This window comes from Rhizobacter sp. P3_C12, from assembly GCF_056402735.1.
Map to the genome: position 1 here is coordinate 1 of NZ_JBFUGW010000175.1, position 13,323 is coordinate 13,323.

14 protein-coding genes are annotated in these 13,323 nt (G+C 63.5%); 6 read left to right on the forward strand and 8 right to left on the reverse strand.

What is annotated here, in order from left to right; genetic code table 11:
* Positions 1-365: hypothetical protein (locus tag AC1DXV_RS23010; RefSeq protein WP_477935726.1), on the forward strand; the 365-nt coding region annotated here is incomplete at its 5' end.
* Between the two features lie 733 nt (positions 366-1,098).
* Entirely contained in the window at positions 1,099-1,461 is a 363-nt protein-coding gene (locus AC1DXV_RS23015; protein WP_477865727.1) for a hypothetical protein, read from the forward strand.
* Between the two features lie 480 nt (positions 1,462-1,941).
* Here AC1DXV_RS23015 and AC1DXV_RS23020 read toward each other — a convergent pair whose 3' ends face one another.
* Positions 1,942-2,250, reverse strand: coding sequence for a hypothetical protein (locus AC1DXV_RS23020; RefSeq protein ID WP_477865728.1), 309 nt, complete (start codon positions 2,248-2,250; stop codon positions 1,942-1,944).
* A gap of 265 nt (positions 2,251-2,515) precedes the next feature.
* Here AC1DXV_RS23020 and AC1DXV_RS23025 point away from each other — a divergent pair, with 265 nt between their 5' ends.
* Positions 2,516-2,776, forward strand: coding sequence for a hypothetical protein (locus AC1DXV_RS23025; RefSeq protein WP_477865729.1), 261 nt, complete (start codon positions 2,516-2,518; stop codon positions 2,774-2,776).
* A gap of 106 nt (positions 2,777-2,882) precedes the next feature.
* Here the strand turns inward: AC1DXV_RS23025 and AC1DXV_RS23030 are convergent, their stop codons facing one another.
* From AC1DXV_RS23030 to AC1DXV_RS23050, 5 genes are all read right to left on the reverse strand, one after another.
* Positions 2,883-3,785 (reverse strand): plasmid partitioning protein RepB C-terminal domain-containing protein, encoded by a 903-nt coding sequence (locus AC1DXV_RS23030; protein ID WP_477935728.1) that lies wholly within the window; start codon positions 3,783-3,785, stop codon positions 2,883-2,885.
* Positions 3,782-4,024, reverse strand: a complete 243-nt coding sequence (locus AC1DXV_RS23035; RefSeq protein WP_477865731.1) for a hypothetical protein — start codon at positions 4,022-4,024, stop codon at positions 3,782-3,784. The genes AC1DXV_RS23030 and AC1DXV_RS23035 overlap by 4 nt, the downstream gene beginning before the upstream one ends.
* Positions 4,025-4,119: 95 nt before the next feature.
* A complete protein-coding gene (locus AC1DXV_RS23040) occupies positions 4,120-5,700 on the reverse strand; it encodes a recombinase family protein (RefSeq protein ID WP_477865732.1) in 1,581 nt (526 codons plus the stop codon).
* 389 nt (positions 5,701-6,089) lie between these two features.
* The gene (locus AC1DXV_RS23045; protein WP_477935730.1) at positions 6,090-8,003 is read right to left on the reverse strand and encodes an eCIS core domain-containing protein; all 1,914 of its coding nucleotides are present in this window, start codon (positions 8,001-8,003) and stop codon (positions 6,090-6,092) included.
* A 486-nt stretch (positions 8,004-8,489) separates the two neighbouring features.
* The gene (locus AC1DXV_RS23050; protein ID WP_477935732.1) at positions 8,490-8,852 is read right to left on the reverse strand and encodes a winged helix-turn-helix transcriptional regulator; all 363 of its coding nucleotides are present in this window, start codon (positions 8,850-8,852) and stop codon (positions 8,490-8,492) included.
* A 112-nt stretch (positions 8,853-8,964) separates the two neighbouring features.
* Between AC1DXV_RS23050 and AC1DXV_RS23055 the strand changes: the two genes are divergently transcribed.
* Positions 8,965-9,699, forward strand: coding sequence for an SDR family NAD(P)-dependent oxidoreductase (locus AC1DXV_RS23055; protein ID WP_477865735.1), 735 nt, complete (start codon positions 8,965-8,967; stop codon positions 9,697-9,699).
* A 19-nt stretch (positions 9,700-9,718) separates the two neighbouring features.
* On the opposite strand, the gene AC1DXV_RS23060 is transcribed toward AC1DXV_RS23055, so the two are convergent.
* Both AC1DXV_RS23060 and AC1DXV_RS23065 read right to left on the reverse strand, forming a co-directional pair.
* Entirely contained in the window at positions 9,719-10,615 is an 897-nt protein-coding gene (locus tag AC1DXV_RS23060; protein ID WP_477935734.1) for a hypothetical protein, read from the reverse strand.
* Between the two features lie 145 nt (positions 10,616-10,760).
* Positions 10,761-11,048 (reverse strand): hypothetical protein, encoded by a 288-nt coding sequence (locus AC1DXV_RS23065; protein WP_477935736.1) that lies wholly within the window; start codon positions 11,046-11,048, stop codon positions 10,761-10,763.
* A 120-nt stretch (positions 11,049-11,168) separates the two neighbouring features.
* Between AC1DXV_RS23065 and AC1DXV_RS23070 the strand changes: the two genes are divergently transcribed.
* Positions 11,169-11,531 (forward strand): LexA family protein, encoded by a 363-nt coding sequence (locus AC1DXV_RS23070; protein WP_477865738.1) that lies wholly within the window; start codon positions 11,169-11,171, stop codon positions 11,529-11,531.
* 9 nt (positions 11,532-11,540) lie between these two features.
* Positions 11,541-12,866 carry a Y-family DNA polymerase gene (locus AC1DXV_RS23075; protein WP_477935738.1) on the forward strand — a complete coding sequence of 442 codons (1,326 nt, stop codon included), beginning with the start codon at positions 11,541-11,543 and terminating at the stop codon, positions 12,864-12,866.
* The last annotated feature ends 457 nt before the right edge of the window (positions 12,867-13,323 follow it).

A 13,323-nucleotide genomic window follows, 5' to 3' on the forward strand; every position in this document is an offset into this window, starting at 1 on the left:
CATTAGGGTTGGCTGTCCAGCTGCCCGCCCTAAGATCAGCAACCATGACTGAACCGGATCTCGAGCGCACTCACTGGCTCCCGCGCATCGCGCTGGCGTCGCTTGTCATCGGGTTGGYCCTGGTTGCCGGCGGCTTTGGGCATCTCGACGGCGCCGGGCCTTGGTTTCGGACTGGCGCAGTGGGTTGCCTGATCGCATACTTTCTTGTTCTCTTCGACAATTTCAAACGCAAGCTCCCAGTTCAGACCCGCGGCGGCCCGGTTCGGCGCGAAGACGGCGCGCTTGAATGTGCGCTGCCGTACGTCCTGCTGACGCTCTTCGGGCTTGTAGCGTTGCTGGTGATCCTGACGACGTCAGGCTTGTGATGGGCAAAGCTAGTACTCGGCCATCAACGGCCAGTCGTCACCGGCTGCTGTGGGGTTGGGCTCCGGCTATGGTGCCGTCGGTCGACTAGAGCTTCCGACGAAATATAGTGAGTTCGTTTCAAACCAACGCTGCGGAATCAAATGGATCCGATGCAAACAAAGTGGGCCAGATTGCGGCGGAGGCAGCGCGTTTCGCGCCTTACGCCGTGGCTCCTCCCGCTAGTGCTTTTGATCGGTATGGTGGGGCAAAGCGGTTTGGCATTTTTCATCGCCTTTATGGTTGTGTCTGCGATCGGGGTGACGACTTCCCTGTACGCCATCTACACGCCATGCCCAGCTTGTGGCCGTCCCTTTGGGGCGGAAGATTTTGAGAATTCGTTGCCTCCGCGCTGGAGCCTCAATCCCAGCAAAGTTTGCAGGCACTGCGGTGCATCAGCCTCCAGCCTTGGGTAGTTAACCGGTCGAGAGCACGCAGCTTGACATGTGGCGGTGAGCGACTGCTTTTGGGCTTCGAATTCGACTCGCGCGACAACAGCTTCGGGTCGGCCATTGCCTGTAAGCTGTAGACATCAGCTCTAACGGGCATCGCGGGGCGAGGTCCTGGGGAAACGGGATCGAGTGGAGGTTTTCGGACGTGCAGCGGCTTGAACTACAGGTGCCACGAACGCCAGGAGATGCGCTACGGACCGCGACGTACTCCGGCGCCGTCGTGCTGGTCATCGGAGGTGTCGTGATGTCGCTGACTCACGCGATGTTGTGGCCTCTACTCGCTACGGTCGTTGGCGTCCTGCTGTATGCGTGGCTCTTCAAGACGGCTCCGACCACCGCATACTTGACCTACTTGGTGATTGATGAGGGCGGAGTTGAGTACGTTCATTCGCCGGGCTCCGACGGGCGCGTTTCGCGATATGCATGGCATCAAATCGAAGAAGCTTTTGCCAACCTGGCGAGCCGTGGTGAAGAGCCTGGCCTCACGATCAAGACAAATGGCCTACACCTAGGCGGGCAGTCCATCTTTCTGCCGGTCTTCTCAGAGAATGACTGCCTTGCCGCGGTGCATGCGATAAGACAGCGGCTCCATGTGCAGCGGGCGTAGCGTCTGGCGCACTACAGGCGGGCGCAAGACCAAGTATCGAGCGGCTGCTTGGCGGCATCGAATCTGGCATTTCAAATGGCCGCTCAGGGTCGATAGCTCCAGTTCGCGCAGGCGCGTAGCGGACATTCAACCCCACCGCGCTCCGCTGGGGCACGGCGCGTTGACGAGCGGCGTTGGGTGCCGCGTCGCTTGACCGATCGTCTGGCTACCTCCGGCGCGTTTAGCGTACGCATTGAGGCAGCAAGCGACCGGTCGATAGCTCGAAGCGACCGACTGCAGCCACTGTGGCGCAGACCTTGGCGTTGGGCAGGGCGGCCGCCTACTACACACAGCATCGAGCCTTCCAACGAGCCGACGAAGCGCAAGCGACCTGTCTGTCGCACGGGGTCTACGCCAGTCACTCAATCCGCTGCAGTGCAGATTGAGGGTGCGTCAGCTCGCAGTAGAAGGTCGCGCCCTGCCACGCAACGCGTCGAGCGCTCATCCCGAGCCGGCTAGTTCGCCGATCTGCACCGTACAGTCGATCTCTATGCCGAGTGCGTGATTGGCCGCGACAAGTGCTGAACGACGATGAGTGGGGTACTCGCGCCACGAGTAATCTGCGAGGTCCCACAACTCCCTCAGACTCAGCCTGGGCTCAATCGCCAACGCCCTCTCCCAGAACGTCCGCCGCCAGTGGCGTTGGTCGGCTTGGTGCGTGCTCAGGTAGTAGTTTTCAGCCCAGACCTCAGGTGGTTCACCAGGCTCCGCCTCGTAGGAGCGCGCGGCCACCTGCTGCAGTTCGACCATCGTTGCCGTCGGATCAAGCTTGCTCAGCTTCGTGAAAACGCGATCAACCCAGGCAGATCTTGAGATTGGACTAGACATGCGTGCCTCCGAATACATGTGCAAGCGCAGCACAGGTTGGAAATACCCGTCGAGAGGTCACTCTACTGCGGATCAGCTGCAGGAGGGCGAGATACATGGACCGCTCCATGCTCGCGAAAGCTCTCTTGCACAGGCGCACTTCACGAGATTCAATCGATGCTCTCTCGGCCGTTTGCGAGGTGAGTGAATGAGCGACGAAGTGAAGCCCAACGAGACAGCAAGCTACCTGCAGGGCGAAGTGCTCTGTGCGATGGCCATGATCGCCGCGCTCGTGAAGCTGTTGCCGGACAAGGATGCATTCCGCCGTGAGGCGGTCGCTGAGCTGGATCTGCTTCGAGATGCCTTCACTGAGAACCCTAACGCAGGTCCTCAGCTCAAGGCCGTGGGCATGACGAGGTTGTGGCTGGTCGATCTGATGCAGTCGTTCCCTGGAGACAAGCCCCACTGACTTCCCGGAGGGTTGACTTGCTGGTCAGGCGCTTCGGAACTGTCAGGCTGGCCAGGCAAGGCGATCACGCCCGTATTGCGGCCGCGAAGGCTCTTCTGGGCGATCGTCAAGTTGCCGGATCGAGCACCTCAATTTCTGAGATCAGCTGCAGCTCACGTAGGTAGTTCCCTCGATTGCGTGCGAGCCAACCGACGATCTTGGCGTTCCCCAAGAGCGAGCGGATGTAGGCCTTCACCACGACGAGCTGCAGGCAGTTGGGCCCGTACTCCACTTCCAGTCTCTTCGCGTCCGATTGAACCGTCGCCATCTCTCGCTGAAGAAGATGTCGAGCTTCCGATGAGCTGTTCGCCTGCCTGCGAGCCTGGGCATCTTCCGTCAGCAACTCAGCCTGCGTGGCGTGCAACATCACCAACGAGAACTTCACCGAGTAGTTTCGGAGATCGATCATCGCCTGAGCCACATCGATCTGCCGAGACGGCTTCATACGCTGCAGCGCCTGGAACAGCCCCCTGGTGGCCGGCTTGTCCGCCAGAAGTTGGACGGCTTCGGGACAGATCCCATCGAGCATTCGAAGTCTGTCTCGGATGGATTCGACTGAGATGCCGAGGGCCCGGGACAGGATTACCTTCGAAGCGCCTCCATCTGCAGCTCGAGTGATCAGTCGATGCTCTTGGACAGCCGAGAGCCGGTTGACTTGGCGGTTGTAGGTGAGGGCCTCGCAGTCCGTCAGGATCCGGCACAGCGCCCTGTTGAAATCGACCTCTACCAGTGCCGCCTTGCGCAGCAATCCGTCGAGGACTGAGTAGCCCCCGCCTTCGTCCTGCGATCGGGGAACAACGACCAGCGGATCCAGCAGGCCGACCGCACGAATCGACCCAAGTATCTGTCGGTATTTTGCGCTGCTGAGGATCGACTGCGGCAGCGCCTTGTTGCTATGAAGCTGATCGAGCTCGAGTTCCAAGTAGGTGCCGCTGGAAGCCAGTTTGGCGGAGGTGTCGACCGCGATCATTGACCCATCCCCACATCGGATCCACCATTGGCCAAGTAGCGCGGCGCTGTGCCTTTGCCCTCGCTTCTCAAGAGCGAGACGAACTCCGGATCGGCGAACAGCTCCTTGAAGATCTTCTGAGACGCCTTCAGCGCAGCCTGTGCACGGTCCGCCTTTCGCTGAAGTAGGCGATGCTCTTGCGTCTGCTGCTGATAGCTCTCGACCAGCGCCTGGTCCTGTGGATGCTGACCACCGTGCATGCTTGGCTCCGGAGCACGGTGATTCATCCGCTTACTGCGTGAACTGTCGACTTGGGTCGCCGAAGGTTCAATCCTCTGAGTCCTCTCGACTGCCTTCATTGAGGCTGCTCCGAGAGAGGCGCTCGTGCCGTGAGCGCGTAAAGGGGGGCCAGCGTTCTCGTGCGGTACACATCCAGGGTGCGTCCGTTTCTCTCCATGCGCGGCAGTCTCGACGCATGCTTGTCCATCGAAGGAAGCAGGTAGTAGTCATGCACACCAGCGTTGTCGAAGTCCATCCGGACAAGGACAACGATGTCGGGAGGCACTGAAGGCATGTGGACACGCCACTGGTAGTAGCCGCGCGCGTTGCCTCGGTTTGGCGCCACGATGATCTGCACGGTCAACTCGCCGTTGACGGTGAGCCACCTAGTCTCTGGGTCGAGTGTGCAAGAACTGCCGCTTGCGAGAATGCCAGCCTGCACCTCAGCCACGATCAGTTGGCTGCGCTCCCGGAGTGAGCGATTGACCTGTTCGAATCCACGGTTCTGCTTCAGGTCGTAGCCGACCAGCGCATAGAGCTTGGTCAGACTTCCAAAAATCCGGAGATACGAGGATACGGACGGGACGTCTTTGCTCCTAGCAAGGATGTCCGCGGATAGTTGACCGTGCCGAGCAAGCAGTTGCGCCGCGCCACGCAGCATGTCATTCCTGTCGAGCCGCTTCGCCGCATCTCGAATCATCTGCTGGGCCCGCAGGAAGCGCGGCATCGGGATGATCGATTCGTAGGCGCCCTCCTTGCGAATCCAAAGGTCCCGGGTGTTCTCCCTCACCGGAGCTTTGAGCTTGCCCGACTTACGGTTGTAGATGGCGGTGCCTGCGTAACGCTCGTTCGTCAGGACAGCGTGGACGGCTTCCATCCTCCAGGGGTGACCACCAACCCAGGGAATACCGCGAGCGTTCAGGAGCTCGGCAATCTCCGATCGTGTACGGCGCTTGTCGATGAAAAGCTGAAAAACGAGCCGAACGGCCTCGACTTCGGCCTTGGGTCCAGGCGAAAGTGAAACGCGGTGCGACTGAATGCCCTTGCGCTCGCCGAATGCAAGGGTGTCTCTCACTCGACCGGACTCGTCGACGACGACGCGGCGAAGCCCAAAGCACGCTACGCCGCCTTGCGCGTAGCCCTGCTTGGCGATGTTGCAGGCGCCTGCAAACACTCGAACTGAAAGCTCCCGGCTGAACTCCGCAGCCATGCTGCGTTTGAGCCCGATGAGCACCGAGGATGATATCGAGCCGTCGTTCGCGAACTGTTCGGCGCAGTAGATGACCCGAATGCCGCGGCGCTTGCACGTCAGCTCGCAGGCTGCAGCCTCATCTGGGTCCTGGAATCTCCCCCATCGACTGACGTCGTAGACCAGGACGGCGCGGAATGGAACGAGAGGCTGCCCGACATCCAGCAGCAAGCGCTGCATGGCCGTACGGCCCTTCAATTCAAGGCCGCTCTTTCCGAGGTCCGCATACGTGCGCACTACATCCATGCCGTTTCGCAGCGCGTACTCGGAGATCACTCGAGACTGGTTCTCACGCGAGTACCGCTGGTGCTCAGTAGACATACGGACGTACTGCGCGACGGGCATCAGGTCAAGATCACCATTGCCTAATGCGGTTGGCGCGGTGCCGCGTCGATCGAGTTCTGCCATTGTCCAGCCCCGGCACAAATGAAACTCAGAGGGTGAATCGTGAGATCCGAACATGACAGAGCGATGACGTCGAGGGAGGTCTTCCGATTCCGCCCGGCGTATCGCTTCCGTTTCGCAGCGGCTCCGCGGCTGCCGATGACTGCTTCAGGCTGGTTGCGGTCGGTCGGATTCAGACGACGAACGACTGCCTGGAACGAAAGCAGACCTTCGTCGCGCAGCGCCTTGGACCTGCTCAGTGCTGGCCGAGTGGGTGAAGGCCACAGTGGCGGGGCAGACGTGGTCGAATGGCTACGACCTGATGAATCGGAAGGATTGCCAGTCTCTTTGGGTCGAGCTGGAGAGGCTTCAGCGTGGCCGAGTTCGACGCTCACTGAGCAGGCTGGGCGCTGCTATTGCAGGTTGCCCTGGTTGGCCCGCACCACCAGGTCGGCCATGCCCATCGCATAAGTCCGCCACTGGTTGAAGGGTAGCGGGTTCACCATGCGCCTGAACTCGTAGACGTGGCCCAGGGCCTGATTGCCCGCCTGACCCACCTGCTGCGGGTTCCAGCTCGCCTTGGTCCGGTCCTGCCCCCAGGTGAGCGGGTCCTGTCCGCCTTGAATGCTGTTGAGCCAGCCACGCGATGTCACGGCGTCGTGCAAGCCCGCCTTGACAAAGAGCTTGGTGTTACCGGCCCCAACCAGGGCCGCACTGTTCAATGCGCCCGGCCAGCGGTCGGATGTGAACAAGACGTCTTCGATGAATCCCGGCACGCCACGCAGCCACCCGGGCAGTTGCCCGAAGTTGGTGCGAGCCAGCAACGGGGCGATGCCCTTGTCATAGGCGATGTTGTTGCCATAGGCACTCGCCAGCCGCACATAGGACCCCAACTCGGCCATGGCGCCCTCGTAGGCCGCCTGGTTGCCACCCGCCACGCTGCCATCGGCCACGCGCGCCTGCCCCACCAGCCGCGCGCGTGCCACACAAGTGGACAGGATGGTGATCTCCGCCGCCGGGCTGTTCTCCATCAGCGCGCTGCCCGGGTGCGTCTGCCCGCCCAGCGCCAGGCCGCCTTGCGGCTGGCTCATGCGATCAAGTAGGTGGATCAGTTGCTCCAGCTTGATGCCGCCGGTCATCTGAGGCGCGCTGGCGAGCGCACCGATCCGCCGCACCAGGATGTTGTCGCGCTTGGCGTAGGCCCGCTCGATGGCAAGCCGGTGCGCCGCGTCGCCCAGTTGGCCGCCGGGCTGCGGAGGAGGCACTTGGAGGTTTTGCCCCCATGCAATGCCGTTCTTGCCGACAACCTGATTGATGGGCGTGTCGATGGCCGTGCCGAATATGCCGCGCGATGCTGAGTTGAGGGCGTTGCCGACCTGCTCGATCTGCAGCAGCGCCGCCTCCAACCGTCCGCCCGGCCCGATGTCACCCTCGTCGAAGGCCTCGGTCACGAACTCCAAGGCGCCGCTGCCAACGTGGGCGCGGCCTTGCCCGATGCCCATCTCGTCAAGCTCCTCGGCCGTGTATTCGAGACGATCGGGCACGACACTCCAACGCAGGCCCTCGATCACCTTGGTGTGCATACCGATCGCATTGGCCGGCGCCTTGAGCACCCACCCGGTCTCGAACTCGAAGCCGATGAGCCGCTGGATCGGCTGCCCGGCCGAGCCGCCGACGGCCGAGACCCTCTGGGCTGGCGCAACGCCGTTGGTGCTCAGGGCTCGCTGGCCCATCACGTCTGCCTCTTGCTCCAGCGCCGGGTCGTCGTTGATGGGGGCGCCCTGGGCCTGGAGGGTGGGTCGCACACGGCCCTGGCGCTGTTGCACCACGTGCCAGGCCTCGTGCGCCAAGTGTCGGTCCTGTCCCGGCCCGAGGTGGATGTCATTGCCCTGCGCGTAGGCCAGGGCGTTCAGCTGGGCCGGCTTGTCGGAGTTGCGGTGCACGCGCACGTCGGCCATGGACATGCCCGACAGCGCCTCGATGCCCACCTGAAGTTGGTGCGGCATCCCGCCCTGGCTTACCGGCGGCGCGGCGGCGGGCTCAGGCGTGTCAGCCGCTTCGCCGAGGCGCTGGGCGACCGAGGGCGCCATTCCACCTGTCGGCATCTGATCGGCCAAGGGCTCGGTCTGACGCTGGTAGGCCCCGCCGAAGGTCGATTCCAGGGCCTTGCGCTGCGCCAGCATGCTCGGCGACTGGTCGATGCGCGCCTGCAGCGCCGCGGCACCGGTCGACGCCGAGCCAAAGCTGGGTGTGGCCTGTCGCGACGCCACCTCGGCTGCGGCGGGCCTAGATTGGGCGGCTTCAGGCAGGGATTCGTGAGCTTTCATGGCAGGGCTCCGGTCGACCGAACCGGGGGCCACGATACGGCGTCAGGAGCACCAGCACCATCCGCCTATTGCTGAGATTGGGCTTCGGAATTGCCGAGCCCACGGCTTCAGCACTCGGCGTGCCCTTGCTGCAGTACGGTGTAAGCGTGCAGCCGTGACGCCAGCATTGCCACGGAGAGCGGACATTCGGAGTTCCCGGCCGACCGACGGCAACCGCTGCACAGCAGTCGGTCGGAAGGCCTCAGTGAACGCAAGCTTGTGGATCTCGAACGCATCAGCGGCCAGCGTAGCGAACTGCGTAGATTCCGGCCTCCGAAGGCCGCGCTCTAGAGGAGAACGCCCCGATGCATCATGGGCGTGTGGCTCGGGAGAGGGGCGGCGGAATCGTTCACGATCGAGATGGCGGCGCTGGGGGCCTTTCGGCCAAGGCGCGCACCTTACCATCGACGGCTGCCCGGACCTCCGTCGCGCAGCCACCCCATCCCGCTAGGGCAAAGCGTCGCGCTTGGCGAAGATGCTTGCCATCTCCGCCGCGTTCCTGGTTCCCCACGTGCACAGCGGGACGATCGCATCGGCCAGGCTGCGACCGAGCGGGGTCAGCGTGTAGTCCACACGCGGCRGCACCTCCTTGTAGTCGTTGCGCGCCAGCACGCAATCAGCCTCCAGATCCTTCAATTGCTGGATCAGCACCTTGTCGCTGACGCCTTGGGTCAGGCGCTTGAGCTCGCCGTAGCGCTTCGGGCCGTCGCGCAGGAAAAACAGGATCAGCGGTTTCCACTTGCCCGAGATGACGCGGAGCGTCGCGTTGAGCCCGCAGCCGGTATCGCAGATTTCAGGGGGCGTCGTCATTTTTAGGTACTTACCAAAAAGTGCATACTTGTCCTTAGGTTATCAGAACTCCATAGTTGTTCTCAGGCAAGCATTTCTCCAGCTTCCTGCAACGCAACCAAGGATTCATGACATGACCAGACTGAATGGAAAGACCGCCGTGATCACCGGCGGCGCGACCGGCATCGGCTTCGCCGCAGCAAAGCGCTTCATCGAGGAAGGCGCCTTCGTCTTCATCTACGCCCGCCGACAAGAATCGCTAGCCGCCGCTGTGGCGAAGCTCGGACCCAATGCCCGCGGGGTGAGGGGCTCGGTCTCGGATGAGGCCGACCTCGACCGACTCTACGCGGCAGTGAAGGCCGAGCGCGGAACCCTCGACATCGTGCTCGCCAATGCCGGGGCGGGAAGCCAGGCTCGGCTCGGCAAGATCACCGCCGAGCACATCGACGAAACCTTCGACACCAATGTGAAGGGCACGATCTTCACGGTGCAGAAGGCGTTGCCGCTGATGGGCGAGGGCGGCTCGATCATCCTGACCGGATCGAGCGCCGGCACCACGGGCGCCCCGGGCATGAGCGCCTACAGCGCGAGCAAGGCGGCAGTGCGCAACCTGGCGCGGACCTGGGCGGAGGACCTGAAGGGCACCGGCATCCGGGTGAACGTGCTGTCGCCCGGGGCGACGGCGACCGAACTCGCGAAGCAAGCGCTTGGCGAGGAAGGCCAGAAGGTCTACGCCGCGATGACGCCGCTCCAGCGCATGGCCGATCCGGCGGAGATCGGGGCGGTGGCTGCCTTTCTCGCGTCGTCGGACAGCAGCTTCATGACCGCCAGCGAGGTCGCCGTCGACGGCGGCCTGGCGCAACTCTGAACCGCTGCGCCCGGCCTGCTCACGCGGCGCACGTCCCGAACCTCGTTCGCGATCGCCGCGCGGCGGCAACCAGCGCCATCAACCCGGCCAGCATCGTCATCCAGGCCGCCGGTTCCGGGACCGGGCTGGCCACTGCGCTGACCTGGGCGAGGAAGTTGGCGAACAGCGGGTCGGCAGAGAGGTTGTGCACTGTCAGCGACAGGTGGCCGAACGAGTCGTAGCTGTACGAGAAGTCGCGATCGTCAGCCCACCGGCCGAGGTAGACATCGGACGGGCCGGTCGGGTCGACGTTCAGGGTCTGCAGCGCCAGGGTCGCACCGCCCCCGTAGGTGCCTGGAACGTACAAGCCGAGGGATGCCTGGTGAACGAGCGGCATGCGATCGCCCTCTTGCTCGCCGAACCCGGCCACGGTGGCACCGGCCGGATTGCCATAGCTGGCGCTGGCGGAGAACGTGATCGACGCAAACGGGTCCAGCACGAAGTAGCGATTCCAGTAGACGGACGCCATGGCGTAATCCTGCTGCAGCGAGGACCGCTGCCACGCGGCGCTCAAGGTGTTGGCGCCGATGTGCGCCTCTGCCAGCATCGGATAGCCTGCGTCCGTTTGCGTCAGGCTCACCTCGTACTGCCCGAATGGGCCGCCAGCCGACGCCGCCGGATCGAGGGTCGCCGAGTTGTACGGCTGGTAGCCCCAGCTCTCTTGCGGGCCCAGTTCGTCATGGACGACCACCGCGGAGCCTTCAAACGTGTTGCCGGTCAGCCAGTAGCCAACCGAGCCGGTGGTCCGCGTCGTGGCACTGCCGCTCAGCGTCGTGATCGGATCCAGCGTCAGGCTGGCCGAGCCGCCATCGGCCGATGCGRCCGTGTGCAGGATCACGCCCGCGGCAACCGCGGCGAAGAATCTCAAGGCCTTCATCGTGTGCTCCCTGTTCTGTTGGACGCGCCCCTGTTGCGAGCGCTGCCGCAGCGTAGGAGCACGCCGGGCGCCCGGCAAGCGGTGCCCCTGCGGACAACCCCGGGAAGATTTGCCGACGACCCAGCATGTTCCGCCCCGGCCTTGCTCAGTCGAACTGGACCTCGGCGCTGCACAGATGCGTGCCGTCCGGCGCGCTGATGCTCAGGCTGAGGGCGTTCAAGCAAGCGGACCCTGGAGAGGCTGCGGATGCGAGACGTCGATGCCGCGAGAAGACGGCCTTGCCATCGACCGTGCCTGTCCATTCGGCGACGTACTTCCGCGAAGGGACGCTGGCCCTCAATGGCTTCAGGCGAAACCGCTCGACGAAGGATTGCAGCTCCACTTCGGAGGTGATGCGGCTGAACAGCTGCTCGATCGGAAACCTTATCTCCATGGGACGCTCTCCTGGTTGCTGCAATATACTGTATGAATGAACAGTAGTCGGCTGCCTCGCGATGGTGTCACACGCGTCGGCCGGGATTCGCCCGGGCCAGCGGTGGTGCCGCGCGCCAGCGTGGCCATCGGATTCGGCTCGCCGTCTCAGGATTCGGGCGTCGGGCGCCTGGATCTGAATGACGTCTTGATCAGGAACCCACTCGCCACCTTCCTGATGCGCGTGAGCGGCAGTGCGATGCGAGAGGCTGGCATCGATGATGGCGACATCGTGCTCGTTGACCGCTCGGTGCGGCCCGCCAGCGGCCACATCGTGATCGCCGTCGTGGACGACGAGTTCATGTGCCGGCGGCTGGTGATGCAGGGATCGTTGCTGCGCTTGGTGGCGACCGACCCGCGCTGCGCCGATGTCGTGCCGCGTGCCGCCCAGGAGCTGCAGGTCTGGGGCGTGGTGACCAACGCCATCAAGGCGATGCCCGTTTGAGGCGGCGCCATGTTTGCGCTGGTCGACGTCAACAACATGTACGTGAGCTGCGAGCGGGTGTTCAAACCCTCGCTCAACGGCCGGCCGGTCGTCGTGCTGTCGAGCAATGACGGCGCTTGCATCGCGCRCAGCAACGAGGCCAAGGATCTGGGCGTGCAGATGGCGCAACCCTGGTTCCAGGTGCGGCATCTGGAGCGCGAGGCGGGGTTGATCGCCCTGTCCGCCAACTTCGAGCTGTACGGCGACATGTCGAGTCGCATGATGTCGATCGTCGGGCAGTACGCGCCGCGGCAGCAGATCTACAGCATCGACGAGTGCTTCCTCGATTTCGACGGTGTGCGAGGCGACCTGGTGGAGATCGGCCGCGACATCCGCAGCACCGTGCTGCAGTGGACCGGGCTGCCGACGAGCGTGGGCTTCGGGCCGACCAAGACCCTTGCGAAACTGGCCAACCATGTCGCGAAGACGGCTGACCGCAAGTCGGGCTCGTATCCGGCGGCACTCTCGCAGGTGTGCAACTTCGGCCTGATGTCTCGTGCTGAGCTGGATGCTGTGATGGGTGCAACGGAGGTGGGGTGCGTGTGGGGCATCGGCCGACGCATCGAAGCGCGGCTGACAGAGGCCGGCATTCACACGGTGCGCGATCTGGTCAACGCGGACATCACGGCACTGCGCAGCCAGTTCAGCGTGGTGCTGGAGAAGACGCTTCTCGAGCTGCGGGGCACCTCGTGCCTTGACCTTGACGACACGCAGGCAGGTCGCCAGCAGATCATGTGCTCGCGATCGTTCGGGAGCGCCGTGACCGAACTGGCAGAGCTGGAGCAGGTCGTCAGCGACTTCGCATCACGCGTGGCAGAGAAGCTGCGGCAGCAGGGCAGTGCGGCTGGAGCGGTTCACGTCTTCATCACGACGAGCCCATATCGAAAGCAGGATTGCCAGCACAGCCCGAGCATGACTGTGCCGATGGTGAGGCCGACCACCGACACCCGCGAGCTGGTCGCAACGGCGACGCGTGCGCTGCAGCGGATGTACCGRCCGGGCTTCAACTACGTGAAGGCCGGCGTCATGCTGATGGATCTACATGCAGGAGGTGACCGACAAGGTKAGCTTTATCTCTTTGCTGCTGACGAACCCACTGCGCAGGCTGCCCTTGGGCGAGACCGGCATCAGTTGATGGGCACGTTGGATGCACTGAATCATCGATTCGGCAAAGGGGCTGTTCGCGTTGCCAGCACTCAGCAGAGACGTGGAACGCTTGCGTCCCTTGGCAAGCAAGAACGACGCACGCCGCGCTACACGACCAGACTCGATGAGATTGCCCTGGTGAGCGCTTGACTGCTTCAGGCTGATTGCGGTCAATCAGGCCCGGACGCCGAACGACGGCTCTGACCGAAAGGCGACCTTCTCGCTCCTCGCGACGAGTCGCCGCCATGGGYTGGTTTAGTCGCTCAGACACGCGCCTAACGGGACCACCCGCAGCGGTGCTGGCACGCGCCGAATGGCCGCTCTCGCGCGCCGCGAACTCACACAATCGACCCATTGCAGTCGGTGGCGCGATTGCATTCAACGCCCGCAAGCGGACGCTCGGTGTTTGAGCACTTCGGTGCCGCGAGGGGCTATTCCGTGTAGGTCAACCTCACCGATTGCCCGATCTCGACCTGTTCCACCAGCCAGCGAACACCGTTGGTTGCTCCGCCTGACCGCACAGAAAGGGAGTGCACTTCCACATTGCAGGTTGCACCGACAAAGCACACTACCGCTTGCAGAAGCTCGGCATCGCCCAGAGTGGCTT

Bases quoted from the DNA above. Each gene is read 5' to 3' on its own strand.
- AC1DXV_RS23025 (WP_477865729.1), top strand. From the start codon at position 2,516: ATGAGCGACGAAGTGAAGCCCAACGAGACAGCAAGCTACCTGCAGGGC.
- AC1DXV_RS23040 (WP_477865732.1), bottom strand. From the start codon at position 5,700: ATGGCAGAACTCGATCGACGCGGCACCGCGCCAACCGCATTAGGCAAT.
- AC1DXV_RS23020 (WP_477865728.1), bottom strand. From the start codon at position 2,250: ATGGTCGAACTGCAGCAGGTGGCCGCGCGCTCCTACGAGGCGGAGCCT.
- AC1DXV_RS23030 (WP_477935728.1), bottom strand. From the start codon at position 3,785: ATGATCGCGGTCGACACCTCCGCCAAACTGGCTTCCAGCGGCACCTAC.
- AC1DXV_RS23035 (WP_477865731.1), bottom strand. From the start codon at position 4,024: ATGCACGGTGGTCAGCATCCACAGGACCAGGCGCTGGTCGAGAGCTAT.
- AC1DXV_RS23015 (WP_477865727.1), top strand. From the start codon at position 1,099: ATGTCGCTGACTCACGCGATGTTGTGGCCTCTACTCGCTACGGTCGTT.
- AC1DXV_RS23045 (WP_477935730.1), bottom strand. From the start codon at position 8,003: ATGAAAGCTCACGAATCCCTGCCTGAAGCCGCCCAATCTAGGCCCGCC.
- AC1DXV_RS23055 (WP_477865735.1), top strand. From the start codon at position 8,965: ATGACCAGACTGAATGGAAAGACCGCCGTGATCACCGGCGGCGCGACC.
- AC1DXV_RS23065 (WP_477935736.1), bottom strand. From the start codon at position 11,048: ATGGAGATAAGGTTTCCGATCGAGCAGCTGTTCAGCCGCATCACCTCC.